Source organism: Mesorhizobium sp. LNHC229A00, assembly GCF_000502415.1.
GTDB lineage: Bacteria > Pseudomonadota > Alphaproteobacteria > Rhizobiales > Rhizobiaceae > Mesorhizobium.
In genome coordinates this window covers 31,730-50,888 of sequence record NZ_AYWQ01000017.1, presented here as the reverse complement: position 1 = coordinate 50,888, position 19,159 = coordinate 31,730, and the positions used below count along the sequence as shown (strand labels likewise).

Sequence of the window (19,159 nt, the reverse complement as noted above, 5' to 3'; positions counted from 1 at the left end):
CCAATACCATTGGATGATATGGCGACCGCCACTATGGAATCCCCAAGGGAAGTTTTGTGCGATTGCAGGCGGGGCACCGCTTATCAGCGAGGGTGAGGCGATTGGCGGCGTTGGGGTAAGTGGCGGCACCGTGGAAGAGAATATGGCGATCCTTGAAGCGGCACTTTAAGTATCCTCGCGGACATCGGTCGCATCTCAGTCGATCCATGCAAGACCACGGCCGTACCTAGTGGTTAAAAGCCCCGCTGCGTGCCGGTGCCGCCGCCGCATGGCGTTGGCACGAGTCCGGCATTCTGAGATGTCCGGTTCTCCAGGAATTCGGGAACTGAAAAGTAAAAAGTTGCGCCTGGCCCGCCATTCGCCTCTGCCCAAATACGGCCGTGATGGTTCTCAACGATTGAGCGACTAACCGAAAGCCCTATCCCCATGCCCTCGGCTTTAGTGGTGTAAAAAGCTTCAAAAATCTGCTCCATGTCCTGAGCGCCGAAGCCAATACCGGTATCTTGCACGGAAAGTTGGATATTGCCGTCTTCGCCAAGCTCGGTCGCGATGACCACCCGCCTTGGGCGATCATTGACGGTCATTAGGGCGTCCACTGCATTGCGCAGCAGGTTCATAATGACCTGTTGAAGCTGGACACGGTCGCCAGCCGCCATTGGGAGTCCGATGGCAAGTTTAGTACGAAGTGACACGCTGCTCCGCTCAAGCTCTCCCGAAGATAGTGCAATCACTTCGCGGATCGCCTCATTCAGATCCACGGGCTCCACGACGGCCGCTTGCTTGCTAAAGAGCGCACGCAGTCGCTTTATCACGTCGGCTGCACGATTGCCGTCGCGGATGGTCCGGCGCGCCGTTTCGCGAGCGCCATCTATATTTGGTGGGTCGTCGGCCAGCATTCGCAAACATGTCCCGGCGTTGGTGATGATCCCCGCGATTGGCTGGTTGACCTCGTGCGCGATAGAAGCGGTCAGGGCGCCTAGGCTCATGATCCGCATAGCCAGTCCAAGCTCTGTTCGCACCTTCTCTAGCGCTTCCTCAGAGAGCCAGCGTTGTGTGACGTCGAGGATCGCGCCAATGTACTCCATCCCACCATTCGAGTTTCGCATGCCATGCGCAATCAGGTGCAGGTGTTTCATGGATCGGTCGGACGTGATGATCCGGTGCCGGTATTCCAGGTCGTCCTCTCCGCGTCCCGCCCGTTCAATCATATCCCCCAGCATTGGCATGTCCTCGGGATGGAAGCGGCTTCCGATCAGTTGGAGCGTCACATGCAGGCCCGGCTGCAGATCAAAGATTCGATAGAGCTGCTCCGACCACACTATCTCCGCTTTCGAAACATCCCAGGAAAAACTCCCGATTCGGGCGAGGTTCTGGCCCTCGGCTAGAAACGCCTCGCTGCGCCGGAGCTCTTCTTCGGCGCGTTTGCGATCGTCGATGTCGGTCATCAGGACATACCATCGGACAATGCATCCATCGCTGGCTCGAAGTGGTTGGCCTCGGAGCTGGAACCAGCGATAGACGCCATCGAACCGTCGGAGCCGGGTTTCAAAGTCGATCTCTCGACTAGTCTCGAGCGCTCGCGTGAGAGCGTCGATGTGGCGCTTCAGATCATCTGGATGGACCGTGCCGTTGGCTGCCCAGTTTGCAAATTCTTCTAGTGTCTGGCCAAGGTATTCGAGGAACTGCTTGTTGAGACTTTCCGGTTCTCCGTCTGCATTGAAAATAGCCACCAGACCCGGAATTGTGTTCACGATAAGCCGTGATTGGCGCTCACTCTCGGCCAGCGCCTGCTCGGCGCGTTTTCGATCGTCGATCTCAACGTTCGTTCCATACCACCTGATGATGTTTCCGGCTTCGTCGCGCAACGTGTCGCCGAGAAACAGGAACCAACGGTACTCGCCATCGAAACGTCGCATACGCGCTTCGGTTTCACCCGAAGTGCCTGATGTGAGAGATGCCGTCCAAAATCGCTCAAGCGCGTCATAGTCATCTGGATGGATTGCAACTCGCCAACCCCAGCCCTCCGCCTGCTCCATCGACAGACCGGTGAAGTCAAGCCAGCGATCGTGAAGGAAGTCGCAGTACCCGTCCGGACGGGTAGACCATATAGCCGTCGGAATCGTGTTGATGATCTGTCTCAGGTTGCGCTCACTCTCGCGCAGTGCCTGGTCCGCTCGTTTGCGGTCCTCTATGTCGACATTCGTCCCGTACCATCTGATGATGGCACCGGATTCATCGCGCAACGGGTTGGCCAGAAATAGAAACCAGCGATACTCTCCGTCGAAGCGCCGAATACGGGCTTCCGTGTAGACCGGTGTGCCGGATGCGAGGCATGACTTCCAATACTCAGCCAGACCACTGGCATCATCTGGATGAATCGCGGCCGCCCAGGCCCAGCCCTCCGCCTGTTCGGCGGTAAAACCCGCGTAGTCGAGCCAGCGATCATTGAGGAAATCGCAATACCCGTCCGGCAGGGTCGACCATGCCGACGTCGGAATCGTGTTGATGATCTTGCGGAGATTGACTTCGCTATCCCGCAGCGCTTGGTCTGCCCGTTTGCGATCTTCTATGTCGACATTTGTTCCGTACCATCTGATGATGGTACCCGATTCATCGCGCAACGGGTTGGCGAGGAACAGGAACCAGCGGTATTCTCCGTCGAAACGACGAATGCGCGCTTCCACATAGACCGGTGTGCCGGATGCGAGGCACGATTTCCAATATTCGGCCAGCCCACTCACATCGTCGGGATGAATGGCAGCCGCCCAAGCCCATCCCTCCGCCTGTTCCGCTGTGAACCCCGCATAATCGAGCCAGCGGTCGTTGAGGAAGTCGCAATACCCGTCCGGCAGGGTAGACCATGCGGATGTGGGGATCGTATTGATGATCTTACGGAGATTGACCTCGCTCTCCCGCAGTGCTTCTTCGGCCCGCTTCCTCTCGTCGATATCGATGTGCAGAGCGTACCAGCGCATGATGCGCCCATTTCGATCCCGGAGTGGAAGCCCCCTAATCTGAAACCAGCGATATTTGCCATCGGCGCCGAGAAGTCGCGTCTCGAGTTCATATGGCTTCCCGGCCTTTATCGAATGTTTGAAAGAGTCGACGACACGCTGAAGATCCGCAGGATGAACCGTTTCCGCGGTCTCCCATCGCTTTAGCTCATCTTGAGGTTTGCCGAAGTATCCAGCGATATAGCTGTTTACGGCTTCGATCTCGCCGGTCGGTGTCAGAACCGCGATCCCAGCCGGAATGCTGTCCGCTATCAGTTTGGCACTGTCTTCGCTTTCGCGGACGGCCACTTCTGATGGCTCCCCTTCCGCGATCTCATTGGCTTTCTTGGCCAGACGTTTCCGGTCACTCGACAGTTGCAACTCCTGTAACCTTACGCCTGCTTGGTTTGCGGCTACGTTGAGAACGAGGCTGTCGGTCCGCAGTGGAAAATCGGCTCTTCGTGACCCTGCAAACAAAACTCCGATGTTGGCCAGCATCCCCAGCCGCAAGGCCACGATCGATATATGAGCGTCTCCTTGAAAGCTTTTCGGCGATGGCCAGTTAGCCAGGTCAACATCGGTGAGCCCTTGAAACTGGCTGATGATCGCTTGGGGCGAGACGGAAAACTCCTGGCCCGCACGGGCCACTTCGACGGGCGCCTCGTGCGCCGGTTGGTTCAGTCGGACGTAAGCAAAATCGAGCCGAAGCATATCCATGAGCGTATCGAGCAATTTGCAAACGACTTCGGAAACAATGTTGCCGCTCAGCAAAGTCGGAACCTCAACCAACCTGGCCAGGTTATTCATGCACCGGTTCAGACGCTCAGTTTCCGCGCTAACACCCTCGCGTTGACGTCCCATATTAGACCGTGATCTCCGAAAGACCCCCTGCCGGCGACGTATCGTGTTCGTGCCCTGTCGTATTCATGTGCTCCCCCTCCCAAGATGCTGGCGTGCACGCGCGCCCGCAAGTGTGCACCCACTCGCTGCGGTGGTCCATTATGCCTTGGTGTCGGCTCACCAATCCAAGAGTATGGAAAAGTCCCGGTCGATACCAAGGTGCTATGGATTTTCGGAACGAGTGGGGGCACTTTGGCCTGTGGCGGGGGGTGGAGTCCGTTCGTTCCGGGGATTTTCGTGAGGACGTCAGTACAGGCGATACGGCTTATCAATGAGCTCTCGAAGCAAACTGCAAGGTAATGATGACATCCGGCGCTCTCCTGGCTGAGAACAGAGAGCGTCAGCTCCGCCGCCTCACAGATATAGGCAATCTTGCTATCCTGTGCGTCCTACCTGCCGACCTCGATCGAGTTGCCGGCCAATTGCTAAACAAGATTATTGCCAGATGCGGTCTCGATTTTACGCATATTACACTGGGGCGATCGCGGGCACGACTGGGTTATCAAGCTGGCGCGGCGGCCGGCATCAGCATCGACGTGCGGATGCCGGAGCGTTTTGGCCTGACGCACTCTGCCTCTTCATCCTGGCTTGCGTTTATTTCGCGGAGGATGAGAATTTCGGCGAACAGGTTTAGGGACGTGCCGCCGAGTTTGGCGGATAATATCGGAAGTGCATAATGATAGAACGCGCAATTATCGCTGTTGTCGACGATGATGAATCCGTGCGTGAGGCGCTGCCCGACCTGATTGGCATGTTTGGTCACGGAGCGGAGGCATTTTCCTCTGCGGAAGAATTCCTTGCTTCGAAACTAATCGATCGAACCAAGTGCCTGGTCCTCGACATCGCAATGCCGGGCATGTCCGGAATTGAGCTCCAACGCGAGCTGACGCAACAAGGCCGGCAGATACCAATCGTTTTTATTACGGCCCATGGCGACGAGCAATTTTGTCGTCGTCTGCGCCAAAGCGGGACAATCGAATGCCTGCTGAAGCCATTTACGGATACTGCGCTGCTCGATGCGATCAATGCAGTCATGCGCTGACCGCCCGAAGCTGACGTCACTCATGAGCCGGTCCGCCTCGCGACCAATGCTGTTTCTGGTTCTGTGTCCGATTTAGCCCGGCTCGCGGTCATCGCGTCCTGGCTACGGATGGTCTTCCGACAGCCCGCCCTGCAGCAGTGCCCGTTCCTCACTCCGCGCTAGCGCCCGAACCTCGGTAGGCGTCATAAGGCATCAAGCCCTTTTCACCTCGAGCGTCTCGATCTCTCAGTCAAAATCGACACCAACGCATAATAGACGTTCGTATCGGCCGCGTGCATCTATGACTGCGAGGCAGGCACATTCGGCTAGGCGACGACGCTCATGAAGAAGACTGCGGCCCCCATTTCTTTTGCGGGATCCCAACTTGGGGAAACGCGCCATGCCTGTGCATTTTTCAACGGCGATGATGAAGCCTTTCGTGTGTTGCTTCCCTTCATGGAGGATGGTTTCGCATGCGGCGACAAAACCATTCACATTGTAAATCCAGGCGAGCGTTGCAGGCATTTGCACCGATTAAGAACGGCAGGCATCGACACGGCGGCCGCGGAGCAAAACGGCCAGCTTGAGTTTCGCACCAACACCGAAGCCTACCTGCGGGACGGCCGGTTCGATCAAGACCGGATGCTGGAGGTGTTTGAAATGCTGGCTAGCGGCAACGCCGGGAGTGGATTTCCGCTCAGTCGCATTGTCTGCCACATGGATTGGGCCGCTGAGGTGAGGTCGCATATTGACGACCTGGTCGAGTTTGAAGCGCGAGTAAACGACGTATGGTTCCGTCACGATGACGCGGTTATCTGCGTGTACGACTTGGCAAAGTTTGGCGGGGATACGGTCGTCGACATGATGCGGACACATCCGATGATTGTCATTGGCGGCATTTTGCAACAGAATCCATTCTTTATGCTGCCGGAGGACTTCCTTCGCGAGGTCCGTCAACGGCGGGTCGGGCAGATGACGCCTGACGGGACGACGATCTAGCATGGAATCGGCGATAGAGCCCCTCGGCGAGGAGATTCAACGGCTCAAGCGCTCCATGAATGATTTGGTGAGCCTGCTTGCTCTTCCCGCGATTTGGTCCGGTGCAAATCCCCCCCAGATCGCCGGCACCTTGCTTGACGTGCTGGTTGCCATGTTGCCGGTTGATTTCATTTATGTACGTCTGTTTGACCCGAACGCCGAATGGCCGATCGAGATCGCGCGGTTCGCTCATTCGATGGTGCAAGTGAAGCCTCAGGAAATTGGGCGAGCCCTTTATCAGATGTTTGGCGAAGCCATATCGAAATGGCCGCCGAGCGGGCAAATCCGCATCGAAGGCGTCGAATTCTTCGCCGGGTTGGCGCTACTAGGCCTGCAAGGCGAAGTCGGAGTCGTGGTCACAGGGGCGCAGAGGTCAGACTTTCCGAACCAGACAGATGGGCTTCTCTTAAAAGTTGCTGCAAACCAGGCGGTCGTTGCGCTCCAGGGGGCTTATCAACTGGGCGAACAGAAGCGACTGGCGAAGGAACTTGACGGGCGCGTGACGGAACGAACAGGTGATCTCGTCGCGGCCAATCAAACGTTGACGCAGGAAGTCGAGGACCGGCGCCGGACGGAAGAAGCACTGCGCAGAAGCGAGGAAGCCCTCGCGGCAAGCCAGCACGATCTGAAGCTGATTATCGATACGATTCCAGCCCTGGCTTGGTCGACTCGCCCGGACGGCTATACCGAGTTTCTGAGCCAGCACTATCTCGACTACGCTGGTCTTTCGGCGGAGCAGGGGCAAGGTTGGGGCTGGACGGCTGCGATCCACCCTGACGACGTGACTGGGCTGCTCACTGCGTGGAAGACGTTTTTGACTTCTGGTGAAGGAGGAGAGGCTGAAGCTCGGTTACGTCGATCTGACGGAAGTTATCGGTGGTTTCTGCTCCGCGCCAATCCGACGCGAGATGAACACGGCGATGTGGCGAAATGGTACGGGGTGAACGTCGACATCGATGAACGCAAGCGCGCCGAGGAAAAAGCAGTTGAAGCCGAACGTGAACTTCAACGAACGATCGACGGCATTCCGGCGCTGGCAGGTGCTTTCGCAGCCGACGGTACGCGTATTTTTATCAACGAGCGTGGACGTGAATTTACAGGTCTCTCAACGGACGATTTGGCGGGTGGTGGCTGGAGAAGTACAATCCACCCAGATGACATCGAACTTGAAGAGAGCAAATGGCGTGCATGTGTCGCGACCGGGGAGCCGTTCGAGCATGAGTACCGTGTGCGTGCTGTTGATGGGACATATCGCTGGCACATTGCCCGTCGCGTGCCGGTCCATGACAAAGCGGGGAAGGTGATCCGCTGGTACGGTATCAGTCACGATATTGAGGATCGGAAGCAGGCGGAAGCTTTTCTCGCCAGTGAAAAGCATCTGCTAGAGATGATCGCGTCGGGCAGTTTGCTTCGGGACGTTCTAAGCGCGTTGTGCATTTTTGTCGAAAACGCTGCCCCCGACTGCTTCTGTGATGTCCACCTGATCAATTGGAGCAGCTCGACATTCGAATATGCCGTGGCTCCTTCTTTGCCGTCCGACTACAGCGCCCCGATTGCCGGCATGCCCGTCGATGGTGATCTGTTGCCTTGTGGTATAGCGGCGTATCAAAAAACGCAGGTGGTCGCGGTGGACATGGAATCTGATCCGCGCTGGCACAGCTCGCCTGTGCGGTTACATGTGCTGAAGCACGGGTACAGGTCGGTGTGGAGCACGCCGATTTGTTCCAGAGAAGGGCGGGTGCTCGCCACTTTTTGCATCATAAGACGGAAGCCCGCGAGCCCTTCGCAGCACCATCAGGATCTCATTGCGCACGCCACACAGATCGCCAGCATCGCAATCGAACGTTCTCTCACAGAAGCCGCGCTCAGCCGGAGCGAAACGTTGCTCTCGGAAGGCCAACGCTTAAGTTCCACCGGCGCGTTCTCATGGCGCGTGGACACCGACGAAATCGCCTTTTCCGAGGAACTCTATCATATCTTCGAACTCAATCCGAAATCCCCGGTAACGCTTGAGCTGTTTCGTGAGCGAATCCATGCGGACGACCTCCAGTCACTGTCTGCCCAGATGGCTCGGGTTCGCGCCGGCCAAAGCTATCTGGGCTATGAGATCCGGTTACGAATGCCAGATAACAGGGTCAAATATCTACGCACCTTTGGCCGGGTCATTCGTCATCAGGATGACCGGATGGAATGCCTCACTGCGGTTCAGGACGTGACGGAGCGGCGGCAGGCGGAAGAAGCGCTTGGTAAGGCGCGGTCTGAACTCGCCCATGTAACCAGGGTCTCGAGCCTCGGAGCATTGACAGCCTCGATAGCCCATGAGGTCAGTCAGCCGTTGTCGGGGATCATTACCAACGCCAGCACCTGCCTCCGCATGTTGGCGGCCGATCCTCCAAATATCGACGGGGCGCGCGAAACCGCCCGCCGCACCATACGCGACGGCAATCTAGCCGCAGATGTGATAACGCGATTGCGCGCCCTTTTCAGCAAGCGAGCTCCTACCGTTCAGCCGGTGGATTTGAACGAGGCGGCAAGAGAGGTGATCGCCTTGTCGTCGGGTGACCTCCAGAGCAGTCGCGTGGTTCTTCAGCCCGAACTTGCCGAGGGGCTGCCGCTCGTTGCAGGCGATCGTGTCCAGCTTCAGCAGGTGATCATGAACCTGCTGCGCAACGCGGCGGACGCCATGAACGGGGTCGAGGATCGCCCCAGGCAGTTGATAATCAAGACCGAGCCGGATGCAGATGATCATGTGCGCTTATCTGTACAGGATACCGGCACAGGTTTCGGCCCAGACAGTCCAGAGCGGCTCTTTGAGCCTTTCTACACCACCAAGAATGACGGCATGGGGATGGGTTTGTCCGTTAGCCGTTCGATTATCGAGAGCCACTGCGGGCGCCTATGGGCAGCAGCGAATGATGGTCCGGGGGTGACGTTCACGTTTTCCGTGCCCGGATACTCCAGCGAGCGATCGTCAGCGCAAAATGTAAGTGTGAGTACGGCGTCTGCGGTCGGCGATGTTCGAAAATCAGTGGGAGCGAGATGAAGCCCGCGGGTGCACTGGTCTCATTGGTTGACGATGACAAATCGGTGCGCGAGTCCCTACCAGGTTTGCTCAAGGAGCTGGGCTTCAGCGTGGACACATTTGCTTCGGCAACGGAGTTTCTGGCGTCTGATGACATCCAGGAGACCAAGTGCCTGGTTCTCGATGTGACCATGCCCGTCATGACAGGCCCAGAACTTCAAGTGGAACTAACGCGTCGCGGGCAGGAGATACCGATCGTCTACATAACCGCGCAGAGGAGCAGCACGATGCGGCGTCGTCTCATCGAACAGGGTGCGGTTGAGTGCTTGTCCAAGCCATTCAGTGATCGGGCCCTTCAGGAGGCTCTTCATCTGGCGCTCTGCAAGGTTTGAAAGTGGTGGATTGTTAATGCCGGTCTAGGAGGATAATTTGCCATGTATACGGTTTTAACGGCTGATCTGGGCAGTGGAGCGATGTCGGGCGACACATCCGTCGTGTTCATTGTGGACGACGACGTTTCGGTACGCGAATCGCTGGAGTTGCTCATCGGCTCCTCGGGGTGGCGCTCGGAGGCGTTCGGTTCAGCAAAGGAATTCCTCAATCGCCCCCGGGCACTGATTCCGAGTTGTCTGATCCTGGATGTCAATCTTCCCGATCTGAGTGGGCTCGACCTGCAGGGGCTCGTGGCCAATGAGCGTGCCGATATGCCCATTATTTTCATAACCGGCTACGGCGACGTACCTATGACGGTTAAGGCGATGAAGGCTGGAGCCGTCGAGTTTCTGACCAAACCATTCAACGACGAAGAACTATTGGATGCCATCAAGCTGGGACTCGAAAGAAGCAAGACCGCACTCGCATTGGATTCTGAGTTGCAGGCCCTCAGGGATCGCCACGCGTCGCTCAGCCGTCGCGAGCAAGAGGTTATGGCGCTGGTCGTCTCGGGTCTGTTGAACAAACAGGTCGGCTTTGAGCTTGGTATCAGCGAAATCACGGTCAAGGCGCATCGTGGTCAGGCTATGCGCAAGATGCAAGCCCGATCGCTGGCTGAACTGGTGAACATGGCGGCCCGGCTCGGCATCGCCTAGTAGAGGCTTTTCTCCGCGCCCGGCGTATCAATTCAAACGCCAACGCGCGGTGGGAAGCCCCAACAATCCCAAGGTATTGACGACACCATCGTACTATCGCCTTGCTGGCGATCCTCGTGCACTTATTGGGGTGTGCGAAGCGCACTACAAGTATATTTAGAAGAATGTATGGGATTAAAGTGGGAAAGCGCCATGATCGGCGGTTTTTCGCTGGGGTTTGACTATGAGGAGTGGTGCGGATTTAAGCGTTTAACGAGGTCAAGGTGGCTATGAAACATTATAAACTCCAAAAGTCGGCGTTGCTGTTTTCTGTTGTCGCAGTCCTGCAAGGGTCTGCGCACGTCTTCGGAGAGGAATCAAAGGTGCCCAGTACTGCTAGCGCACCGCTTGCAGCGACATTGAGCACAACGACGGAGAAGATCCGCCTGACACGCAAGAGTGAGGCCTACTGGGAAGTCACTTTCAACAATCCGCCGCTTAATATCGTTGGTCCCTCCGAAGTGCGCGAGCTTGCAAAAATTGTTGGCCAGATCGAAGCGGATGAGAGGGTCAAGGTTGTGGTGTTTGACAGCGCGGTTCCAGACTATTTCATCGCTCATTACGACCTTTTGAGTCCCCTCAAGGATTCCAGTGGCATGAAACCGGGGCCAACGGGCATGCATCCTGTGCCCGACATCATGGTGCGCCTCAGCCGCCTGAGGGCAGTGACGATTGTTTCAATTCGTGGACGAGCGAGTGGTATCGGTAGTGAGCTTGCGCTGGCGGCGGACATGCGTTTTGCAAGTCGGGAGAAGGCGGTTCTGTCGCAATTTGAAGTCGGCGCCGGCTTCGTCCCAGGCGGCGGTCCGATGGCTCGGTTGCCTCGCTTGATAGGTCGCGGCCGCGCTATGGAGATGTTGATAGGTGCCGAGGGTTTTGATGGCGAACTTGCCGAGCGCTACGGCTATGTGAACCGGGCGCTGCCCGATTCAGAATTGGACGGATTTGTCGACGCCTTGGCGAAGCGCATCGCTTCGTTCGATGGGCAGGCGATCGCTGACACCAAGAGGCTTATCAATCAGGCTAGTTTGCCTCCGGATTCGGAAATGCAGCCGGGCTGGGACGCATTTATCACTTCCGTGCAACGACCTGCAGCGCAGGCGCGTGTGAAGGTGCTTGTTGATGAAGGTTTGCAGCAGCCCGGCGACCTCGAGAAGAACCTGGAGCAGTACACAGCCAGGTATAGGGAATAGTGTTCGAAGCCGGAATTCGATGGAACAACCTCATGCGTTATGAGGAGGAGCGGCCATGACCCAAATGCGCAAAGAGACCGACAGTCTGGGCGAGGTAGATGTTCCAGCCGACAAACTCTGGGGAGCCCAGACGCAAAGGTCTCTCGATCATTTTTCCATAGGGAAGGATTTGATCCCACGCGAAATGATCGCGGCCTATGCCGTGTTGAAGAAAGGTGCTGCCAATGCAAACCATACGGGCGGGCGGCTCAATGATCAGATCCATCGACTGATCGTGCAGGCCTGTGAGGAGATTCTTGACGGACAGCATCAAGACATGTTCCCGCTTCATGTCTGGATGACGGGCAGCGGCACCCAGTTCAATATGAACGTCAATGAAGTGATTTCCAACCGGTGCTGCCAGCTCGTCGGGACAGCCCTTGGGAGCAAGACGCCAGTCCATCCGAATGACCATGTCAATATGGCGCAGTCGTCGAATGATTCATTTCCCTCCGCGATGTACATCGCAACGGCGACCAATGCAAAGCAGCGTCTGATCCCGGCGGTCGACCGTCTTCACGAAGCCATTCTTTCCAAGTCGGAGGAATGGAAGGATATCGTCAAGATCGGCCGTACCCACATGCAGGATGCGACACCGCTGACTCTCGGTCAGGAATGGTCGGGATATGCCGGGATGCTGGCCGACGACCTTGATCGGCTCGAGGCTTCGCTGGGCGGGGTCTATCGCCTTGCGCTTGGCGGGACGGCGGTAGGCACGGGAATCAATTCCGCACCAGGTTTCGCAGAAGCCGCGGCGGCTGAAATCGCGAAGCTAACCGAGCTTCCGTTTGTAACCGCGCCCAACAAGTTCGCCATTCAGGGCGCGCACGATGCGCTCGTGCAGTTTTCTGGCACGATGCGCACGCTGGCAACCTCTTTGTACAAGATCGGCAACGACGTCCGTCTGATGTCGTGCGGACCACGAGCTGGCTTCGCCGAACTCATAATACCCGCGAACGAGCCGGGCTCCTCCATCATGCCCGGCAAGGTGAACCCCACCCAGGCCGAAGCACTCACCATGGTGGCCGTGCAGGTGATGGCCAATGACGTCGCGGTCGGGTTCGGAGGGGCCAGCGGTTATCTTGAGATGAACGTCTACAAGCCCCTGATCATCCATAACATCGCCCATTCGATCACAATTATGGCGGACAGTTGCACGAATTTCCGTACGTTCTTGGTCGAGGGTACGCAGCCCAATAAGAAGAAGATCGCCCAGTATGTGAGCGAGTCCCTGATGCTGGTGACCGCGCTCTCCCCTGTTATCGGTTACGATCAGGCTTCGAAGATTGCACATTACTCGATGGACAACGATGTCACGCTCAAGGCGGCTGCGCTGAAGCTTGGCTTAGTTTCCGAAGCAGTGTTCGACCACGTGGTCGACCCAGAGAAAATGGTCAAACCTTACGTCGCGACCCGTGTCTAGGGATCGCGTCAGTTCGCCATGCGCGAGCCGTCAGCGCTTGTTGCCGGCCTCGGCAAGGGAGTCATCAGCTTCAATCTAGGATTTCCAGGAGTCCCCATGAGTATCCCCCCTGTGGTATCTGGCGAGGCGGCACTCGCGTTGCAGATTGGCCAGCCTCGGTTCAACGCTAACTGGAAAAGTCCCAAGCATCGGTTCCGACGCCTGCTGTCTGAATTTATCGGTACGGCAGGATTGACTTTCGTATTGTCGGCCGGCGGCGCCATTCTCGTGCTGTATGGCGGAATACAGGTTGAGCCCATCATCGCCGCCTTCATCCTGTCGGCGATTTCTGCACTCTGGCTGGTCGTGGCGATCTATTTTCTCGGCGATATCAGTTCGCACTTTAATCCTGCCATGACATTTGCGTTTGCCTTGCGCGGCGATATAGGTTGGCCGATGTGCGCCGCCTACGTCGTTGTACAGCTACTTGCCGCCGGGGCTGGATCATTTCTTGCACGCTCATTCTTCGGCATCGAAGGCAATCTCGCAGCCACGGTCCCGCAACCTGAACAATTCATCCAGGCGGTGTTCTTCGAGGCGATCCTTACATTCGGCATGGTTTTGATGGTGATTTCGATGGCAAACGGCCCGAAGCTTAATGGCCAGTTTGTCCCCGTTGCCGTGGGTGCTTACGTGATGTCGCTTGGGACCCTGGGAGGGCCTTACGAAGGAGCGGCGATGAACCCGGCCCGTGCTTTCGGACCCGACCTGGCGCGTGGCGATCTGTCCACGTGGTGGGTCTATGTCGTGGGTCCAGTCGGCGGCACGATTGTTGCCGTACTGGTAGCGAAGGTTCTCCGCGGCCCGGCCAAGGCTCAGGAAGCTCAGGCGGCAATGGGAACGCCGCAGGACGAGTCCTGAGTTCAGTGGACTGAACTTTCGCCATCTGTCGAGGATAGATCTCCCAGCTTGTTTCAAACTCTCGTAATGGTCTTTGAGCCGATCGGAGTCCGTCGATTTCTTGGCTGAGAGGTTTAACTCCTTTGCTGACTGGGTGCTGTAGTCCGCAGAACACGCTCTCGAGCGGAGCGTAACCAGCAAGAACGGAACTCTCTGCCCTCGAGGCGCCCGGCCGTTCGGTCGTTCCGGTGGACCCAATCGGGGTTACTCCAACCATGAAACCCGACATTTGAATTCGCTTTCGTCGTTTTGGCCGGATCGGCCGCCAGCCGGGAGTGCGGCGAGAATGGCAAAGATTGCACCTTCCGGCTGCTACCGGTGCGAAAACTCAGCCATGCTCAAGAGCTTTGTTTCACCGACATTTGTCAGCGGCCTAAACCCCCGATGTACTTACATGGACAGCGGATCGACGGCCAAGCAGCCTCCTGGATAGGATCAAGCAAGGCGCTGCGACCAAGAACAATAGCACGATTGCCAGGAAGGCTTCATCGAAGGAAATGGTGATGGCTTGTCTGTCGACAGCCTGCCGCAGAACCGACAGCGCGGCTTTACCAGTGACAACACCGTCGAGGCCCCTGGCCCCAAGTTGGTCCGCCACTGCCTTCAGACGCTGTTCGAGGGCAACATCGCCAGTGGCCAGATGCGATGCCAGGATTGTCCTGTTATAGGCAAGTTGTCGATCGAGATAAGTTTGCAGGAGACCGGTACCGGCCAGCCCACCAACCTGCTTGCCAAGATCGAAAAGCCCGATGCCGAATGGCAGCGCCTTGGCGGGAAGCCGCATGAAGGCAAACAGCGTCAGGCTTACAAACAAGAGCCCCAGTCCAAAGCCACGCAAGAGCAGTGGAAACTCCAGATCCGCAACGCCGCTGTCGGTTGTCGAACCCGACAGGAACCACATTGCCGTGGCGAAAAACACGACACCGGCAGGAGCCAGGGCAAGCGGATTGATTCCGCTTTTTTGTATGCCGACTCCCGCAACCAGCAGTGTGCAGCCCAAAATGACTCCACTTGGCAGCAGCAGTGTTCCAGCATCCGTAGCCGTGAAGGCGAGAACGTTCAACGCAAAGGCCGGGATGAGAAAGGCGCTGCCGGACAAGGCAAATCCAGCCACCAGACTGACGACAAGGGCGAAGCGAAAGTCGGGATCACCCAAAGGTGACGTGGGTATCAGACGATCCGGTGCAAATCCGAGTTCCCATAGTAGCAGGAGGATGATCGCCAGCAGGCCGCTCAGGGTGAGAAGGGTGACGTGCCCGTCGTCAAACCAATCAAACCTGCTGCCTTGCTGCGACACGTAGGTCAAGGATGCCGCGGCGATCCCAACCAGCGCGATCTGGATGTAGGGGATCCGGATTTTGTCGCGGAACGCTTGTCCGCGATCCGCCGCCAGCATGACCAGGGCGACAATGCCCACCGGCACGTTGCTGAGGAATATCCAGTCCCACGACAGGTGGTCGACAAGCCAACCTTGCAGCGCTGGCGTCACTGTCGTCGGGGCCATTACCGAGCCAAGGGCCAAAAGAGCTTGCAAAATCGGTTGCTGACGGCTCGGGAAGCGCAAGAAGAGCAGCGTCTGGCCCGCCACGAGCACGGTCGCGCCGGCAAAACCCTGAACGATGCGGCAGAAGTCAATCCAGGCTATATCGGCGGAAGAGATCATTGCGGCCGACGCCAAGAGAAGCGCGACCGTGCCGGCGCGTAAACAGGGCGTAGGCTTCAGCGCCGCAACAAACAGCGGCGCGACCAAAAAGCCAGTCAGCTTGGCCGCGAGAAATGCGATATCGAAGGTCGCGAATTCGTCGGTGGTGGCATGTATGTCGCCCAGCATATCCAGGCGTCCAATTGAGAGCGCCGTGCTGGCGATGGAATCCATGACGGCAGTCAGTACAATTCCGGTCAAGACCAACGCGGTTCCGAGCACCTCGGGCTTGGTCGGTACCGGTCGCGGTTCGATCTGAGGGCTCATTGTGCCGTACCGGGCCGATTTTCCGCAAGATCACCAGTCGGGTTCGAAGTGCTGGTCACGGGATCGGTTTGGCTACCCACCCGGACGGCAATGCGGGCTGAAAGACCAGGAACCAGCCGACCAGGCAACGGATTGTGTGTAAGTCTTATCTTGACCGGAACGCGCTGGACGACGCGGATGAAGTTACCGGTCGCATTGTCCGGCGGCAGCACGCTGAAGGCAGCCCCGCTACCCGGGGCGAAGCTGTCGACGACACCATCAATCTGAACATCAGGGTATTCGTCGATGGCCACGTGGACGGCCTGTCCGATCTCCATTCGATCAAGCTGGGTCTCTTTGAAATTAGCGACAACCCACACATCCTGTACCGGAACGATGTCCATCGCCGGGGTGCCGGGAGTGACGTACCGCCCGACGCGAACTTGCCGATTGCCGATGACACCGTCGATTGGCGACTGGACGAGGGTGTTGGCGAGATCCATCCTGGCCAGGCTGACAAACGCTTTCGCCTGAGCCATCGCTGCTTGGGCGCCGGCGAGCTGGGCGTCGAGCACGCCAAGCTTCAGCCTCTGCGCCAGAGTATTGGCCGCCGCGCCTTTGTCCGCCGCCTCGGCTTTTGCGAACCCGGTCTGCGCATCCTGGAGTTTTTGTTCGCTGGCCGTCCCGCTCTTTCGCAGAGCGGTGTAGCGGTCAAGATTGGCTCTGGCCAACAGCAAATCCGCTGAGACCGAGCGCTCCTGTGCCGCCGCCTGTTCGATCAAGGCATCTTGCAGTTTCTGCGTTGCTGCAATGTTTGCGATCTCGGCCTGTCGCGTGGACAGTGTGGCAATGGCTTCGTCGAGTTTCGCCCGGTAGTCACTGTCGTCGATGCGAAACAGCAAGCTCCCTTTGCGAACGTCAGCGTTGTCTCCAACCGCGACTTCCACCACATAGCCGGAGAGCTTTGGCGCGATGCTCGTTATATCACCACGCACATAAGCGTTGTCGGTTGTTTCTTCGGAACGGCCCTGAGAATACCATTGCCAGGCCCAGGCTACCGACAGCGATATCGTCACAGTCGCCACCACTAGAATAGCGACCCTCCGGGCCCGGCTTATCGGCGCCCGCGTTGATCCAGGCGAAGCTACGGGGCCGAATGCGGGAGACGCCGCCGGTTGTGATTCGTCACCACTCCTCAACGCCGGTTGCGTGGGTTCTTCAAGGCTTTCAACTCGGAGCATCTCAACGATCCAATCTCCAGCATGCGGGGCTGGTCAATCTTGCGAATTGGTTTGGTCATGTCCGAGTATTGCCGACCGTCGCGGTGTTGGTCTGCTACTGCGGCAAATCGCTTGGACCACAACTCGCGCTACCTCTCGGCGGGGCCGTCACACGACGACGACCCGTGCGAGCCCTCGGACTGCCAAGTCTTCAGTCGATGCGAAGGCTCTGCTCCATCGCGTAGCACTGGTCCCAGATGAACACGTCGTAACCGGCAAGTCGGGACTGCCATTTGGGCGTGACGGCGTTGACGCATTTCACAACGACGCGATCGATATAGTTGTCATAGACGGCCCAGAGGTTGGCCTTGTCCTCGGCTTCCATCTCTTCGCCGGGCGGCGTTGACTTGAGGGCAGCAGCGGCAGCTGCCTTCAGGTCGTTCATGAATTCGAGCTGGGTACGAACATCGGAATGAGTGCCCACGCGATTGACATGACCGCCAACGAGCGTTTCGAACGGCAAGGTGTCGATGTACGCCACCTGGTCGAAATAGCCGGGAATGTCCTTGGCAAGTGCGAACCGGCGCCAAGGCATCCAACCGGGGAAGATCACGTCGACCACCATCAGCACCTTCTGTTCTGGAGCATAGATGAAGATATTTCCCGGTTCATGAGGGCTGCTGCCGGGATAGCTCAGCTCAAGAATCTGACTACCGACCTTCAAGGTATAGTGATCCTTGAAGGTGACGGTCGGCAGGGTGCGCCTGGGATCCTTCGCTCGTTCGAGCAGTCGCAGGGTCTCTTCCTGGGCGATGACAATTGGATGCCCGCCGAGGTCGTTCACGCCGCCAATATGATCTACGTGCGCATGGCTGTAGACGACATGCGTGATTGGCTGATCCGTCACCTCTGCGATAGCTTGGCGTATGTGAGCCGAGTATCCCGGGGGAGCGTCGATCACAACGACACCTGTTTCGTACACCAGGAACATCGACTGGTAGCCGTTGTCGGTGACCATATAGAGCCCACGGCCCAGCTTTTGGTTCCGGTATCCCTTCCTCGGGTCGATGGCCGGGGTTACGTCCTCCTTGGGAATCGGAAGGTAGTGGTCGACGCGCGTGCCAATCGGCGCCAACGACGGCATACTCTGGTAAGGGGCGCCAGGCTGTCCTGGCAAGGTCTCGGCGCGGGCGCCTCCCATTGGTGCCAAGCCGAGCCCAACTGTAACCAGCAGGGAACCGGCGTTCACCGCTGCCCTCGAAAGACCGGAGCGGAAGAGAAGCATAACAAATCTCCTATTTGGAATAATGTTTCGCAAGAATGACCTGCCGTTAAATTCATAACTCGCTTATTGTCCTTAGGTATCGCGAATACTTTGGTGCCGAAAATATCCCGTACCCCTCGTCATGATCCTGAGCAAGCACACCCCGCCGCCAGGCAGTCAATCCAACCCAACGGCGACAAACCCATTTAACTGAATCTGGAGCAAGAAGTGGCAGGCCCCTAGCCCGCCACTGTTCTGCTCGGGCAGGATTCAGTGCCCGTGACCAAGAGCATTCAGATCCGCACAGAATTCCGCGTAAGGCTTGGTCATGCCCGCGTCCTGGCATTCTCTTATCATTGCCTTGCGCTTCCCCATCGGAAGGGTTTCAAGGGCTGCCCTGAACCTGCTTCTCATAATGGGATCCGTGTGGGTCGGAACCTTGATGGAGCTGGTATAAAGAGACGACTGCTGGTTGATCGGGTCGATGATATCAAGCGCGCCGGCAAATGCGCTTCCCCCGAGTGCCGAGAGTGCAAATGCTGTGGCGAGACATTTGGCTTTAGTGTTCATAGCGAGTTCCTTCTCCTCGATGAGGCAATCGCCACAATGACGACCGCCATGACCATATATTTACGGCTTCAAACCACCGGGATTTAAAAACCGCCGGGGCATAATCGGTCGTCCATTTATCTATTCGAGGATAAGATTGGATCTATTGTTCGATGGTATCGTCGATACTTTGGAATAAGTCGGCACGGAAATTCTGATCCAAGGTGCGCTTGGCGGATGCCGGGGAGAGGATTCGTCGCGATTGGCCGCTCTCACTCCGGTCTGAAATCGCTTCCCCACCGCGATTCACGTCAACACCGCGGCGGTCGGCAGAGCCTCTCCGAGGATCCAGGATACCGTCCTTGCCTGTGCATCGCGCGAAGCGCTGTGCAAGCCGATAAGGAACATGAGCCTCGGCTGCCTGCTTCTCACTACCAGAAAGTATTGCCGATACCATCGTGCAATGGATTCAAGGGGTGCGGA

14 protein-coding genes are annotated in these 19,159 nt (G+C 57.5%); 8 read left to right on the top strand and 6 right to left on the bottom strand.

Going from position 1 to position 19,159, the window contains the following annotated elements; translation table 11 throughout:
- Positions 1-233: 233 nt before the first annotated feature.
- Both X742_RS0138130 and X742_RS1000000175250 read right to left on the bottom strand, forming a co-directional pair.
- On the bottom strand, positions 234-3,800 hold the full coding sequence (locus X742_RS0138130; RefSeq protein ID WP_051407698.1) for a PAS domain-containing protein: 3,567 nt from the start codon (positions 3,798-3,800) through the stop codon (positions 234-236).
- 595 nt (positions 3,801-4,395) lie between these two features.
- Complete coding sequence (locus tag X742_RS1000000175250) at positions 4,396-4,656, bottom strand: hypothetical protein (protein ID WP_023774406.1); 261 nt, start codon at positions 4,654-4,656, stop codon at positions 4,396-4,398.
- Between X742_RS1000000175250 and X742_RS0138120 the strand changes: the two genes are divergently transcribed.
- The 8 genes from X742_RS0138120 to X742_RS0138110 all read left to right on the top strand — a co-directional run bounded on the left by X742_RS0138120 (position 4,570) and on the right by X742_RS0138110 (position 13,656).
- A complete protein-coding gene (locus X742_RS0138120) occupies positions 4,570-4,935 on the top strand; it encodes a response regulator (RefSeq protein ID WP_031248355.1) in 366 nt (121 codons plus the stop codon). The two genes, X742_RS1000000175250 and X742_RS0138120, sit on opposite strands and share 87 nt — an antisense overlap.
- Before the next feature lie 321 nt (positions 4,936-5,256).
- Positions 5,257-5,913 (top strand): MEDS domain-containing protein, encoded by a 657-nt coding sequence (locus X742_RS145015; RefSeq protein WP_023774404.1) that lies wholly within the window; start codon positions 5,257-5,259, stop codon positions 5,911-5,913.
- A 1-nt stretch (position 5,914) separates the two neighbouring features.
- On the top strand, positions 5,915-8,995 hold the full coding sequence (locus X742_RS0138115) for a PAS domain-containing protein (RefSeq protein ID WP_023774403.1): 3,081 nt from the start codon (positions 5,915-5,917) through the stop codon (positions 8,993-8,995).
- Positions 8,992-9,366, top strand: a complete 375-nt coding sequence (locus tag X742_RS145020) for a response regulator (RefSeq protein WP_023774402.1) — start codon at positions 8,992-8,994, stop codon at positions 9,364-9,366. Before X742_RS0138115 ends, X742_RS145020 begins: the two co-directional genes overlap by 4 nt.
- A 42-nt stretch (positions 9,367-9,408) precedes the next feature.
- On the top strand, positions 9,409-10,062 hold the full coding sequence (locus X742_RS145025) for a response regulator (protein WP_198019246.1): 654 nt from the start codon (positions 9,409-9,411) through the stop codon (positions 10,060-10,062).
- 269 nt (positions 10,063-10,331) lie between these two features.
- Positions 10,332-11,294: an enoyl-CoA hydratase/isomerase family protein gene (locus X742_RS145030; RefSeq protein WP_023774400.1), complete on the top strand. Its 963-nt coding sequence runs from the start codon at positions 10,332-10,334 to the stop codon at positions 11,292-11,294.
- Between the two features lie 55 nt (positions 11,295-11,349).
- A complete protein-coding gene (gene fumC / locus X742_RS145035) occupies positions 11,350-12,756 on the top strand; it encodes a class II fumarate hydratase (RefSeq protein ID WP_031248352.1) in 1,407 nt (468 codons plus the stop codon).
- Between the two features lie 96 nt (positions 12,757-12,852).
- Positions 12,853-13,656 carry an MIP/aquaporin family protein gene (locus X742_RS0138110; protein ID WP_198019245.1) on the top strand — a complete coding sequence of 268 codons (804 nt, stop codon included), beginning with the start codon at positions 12,853-12,855 and terminating at the stop codon, positions 13,654-13,656.
- Between the two features lie 412 nt (positions 13,657-14,068).
- Here X742_RS0138110 and X742_RS145040 read toward each other — a convergent pair whose 3' ends face one another.
- The 4 genes from X742_RS145040 to X742_RS145055 form a co-directional block, all read right to left on the bottom strand.
- Positions 14,069-15,664, bottom strand: coding sequence for an MFS transporter (locus X742_RS145040; RefSeq protein WP_023774397.1), 1,596 nt, complete (start codon positions 15,662-15,664; stop codon positions 14,069-14,071).
- Positions 15,661-16,719 (bottom strand): HlyD family secretion protein, encoded by a 1,059-nt coding sequence (locus X742_RS145045; RefSeq protein WP_245275613.1) that lies wholly within the window; start codon positions 16,717-16,719, stop codon positions 15,661-15,663. Before X742_RS145045 ends, X742_RS145040 begins: the two co-directional genes overlap by 4 nt.
- Before the next feature lie 355 nt (positions 16,720-17,074).
- Complete coding sequence (locus X742_RS145050; protein WP_031248346.1) at positions 17,075-18,148, bottom strand: MBL fold metallo-hydrolase; 1,074 nt, start codon at positions 18,146-18,148, stop codon at positions 17,075-17,077.
- 249 nt (positions 18,149-18,397) lie between these two features.
- Positions 18,398-18,697, bottom strand: coding sequence for a hypothetical protein (locus X742_RS145055; RefSeq protein WP_023774394.1), 300 nt, complete (start codon positions 18,695-18,697; stop codon positions 18,398-18,400).
- Positions 18,698-19,159 lie beyond the last annotated feature (462 nt).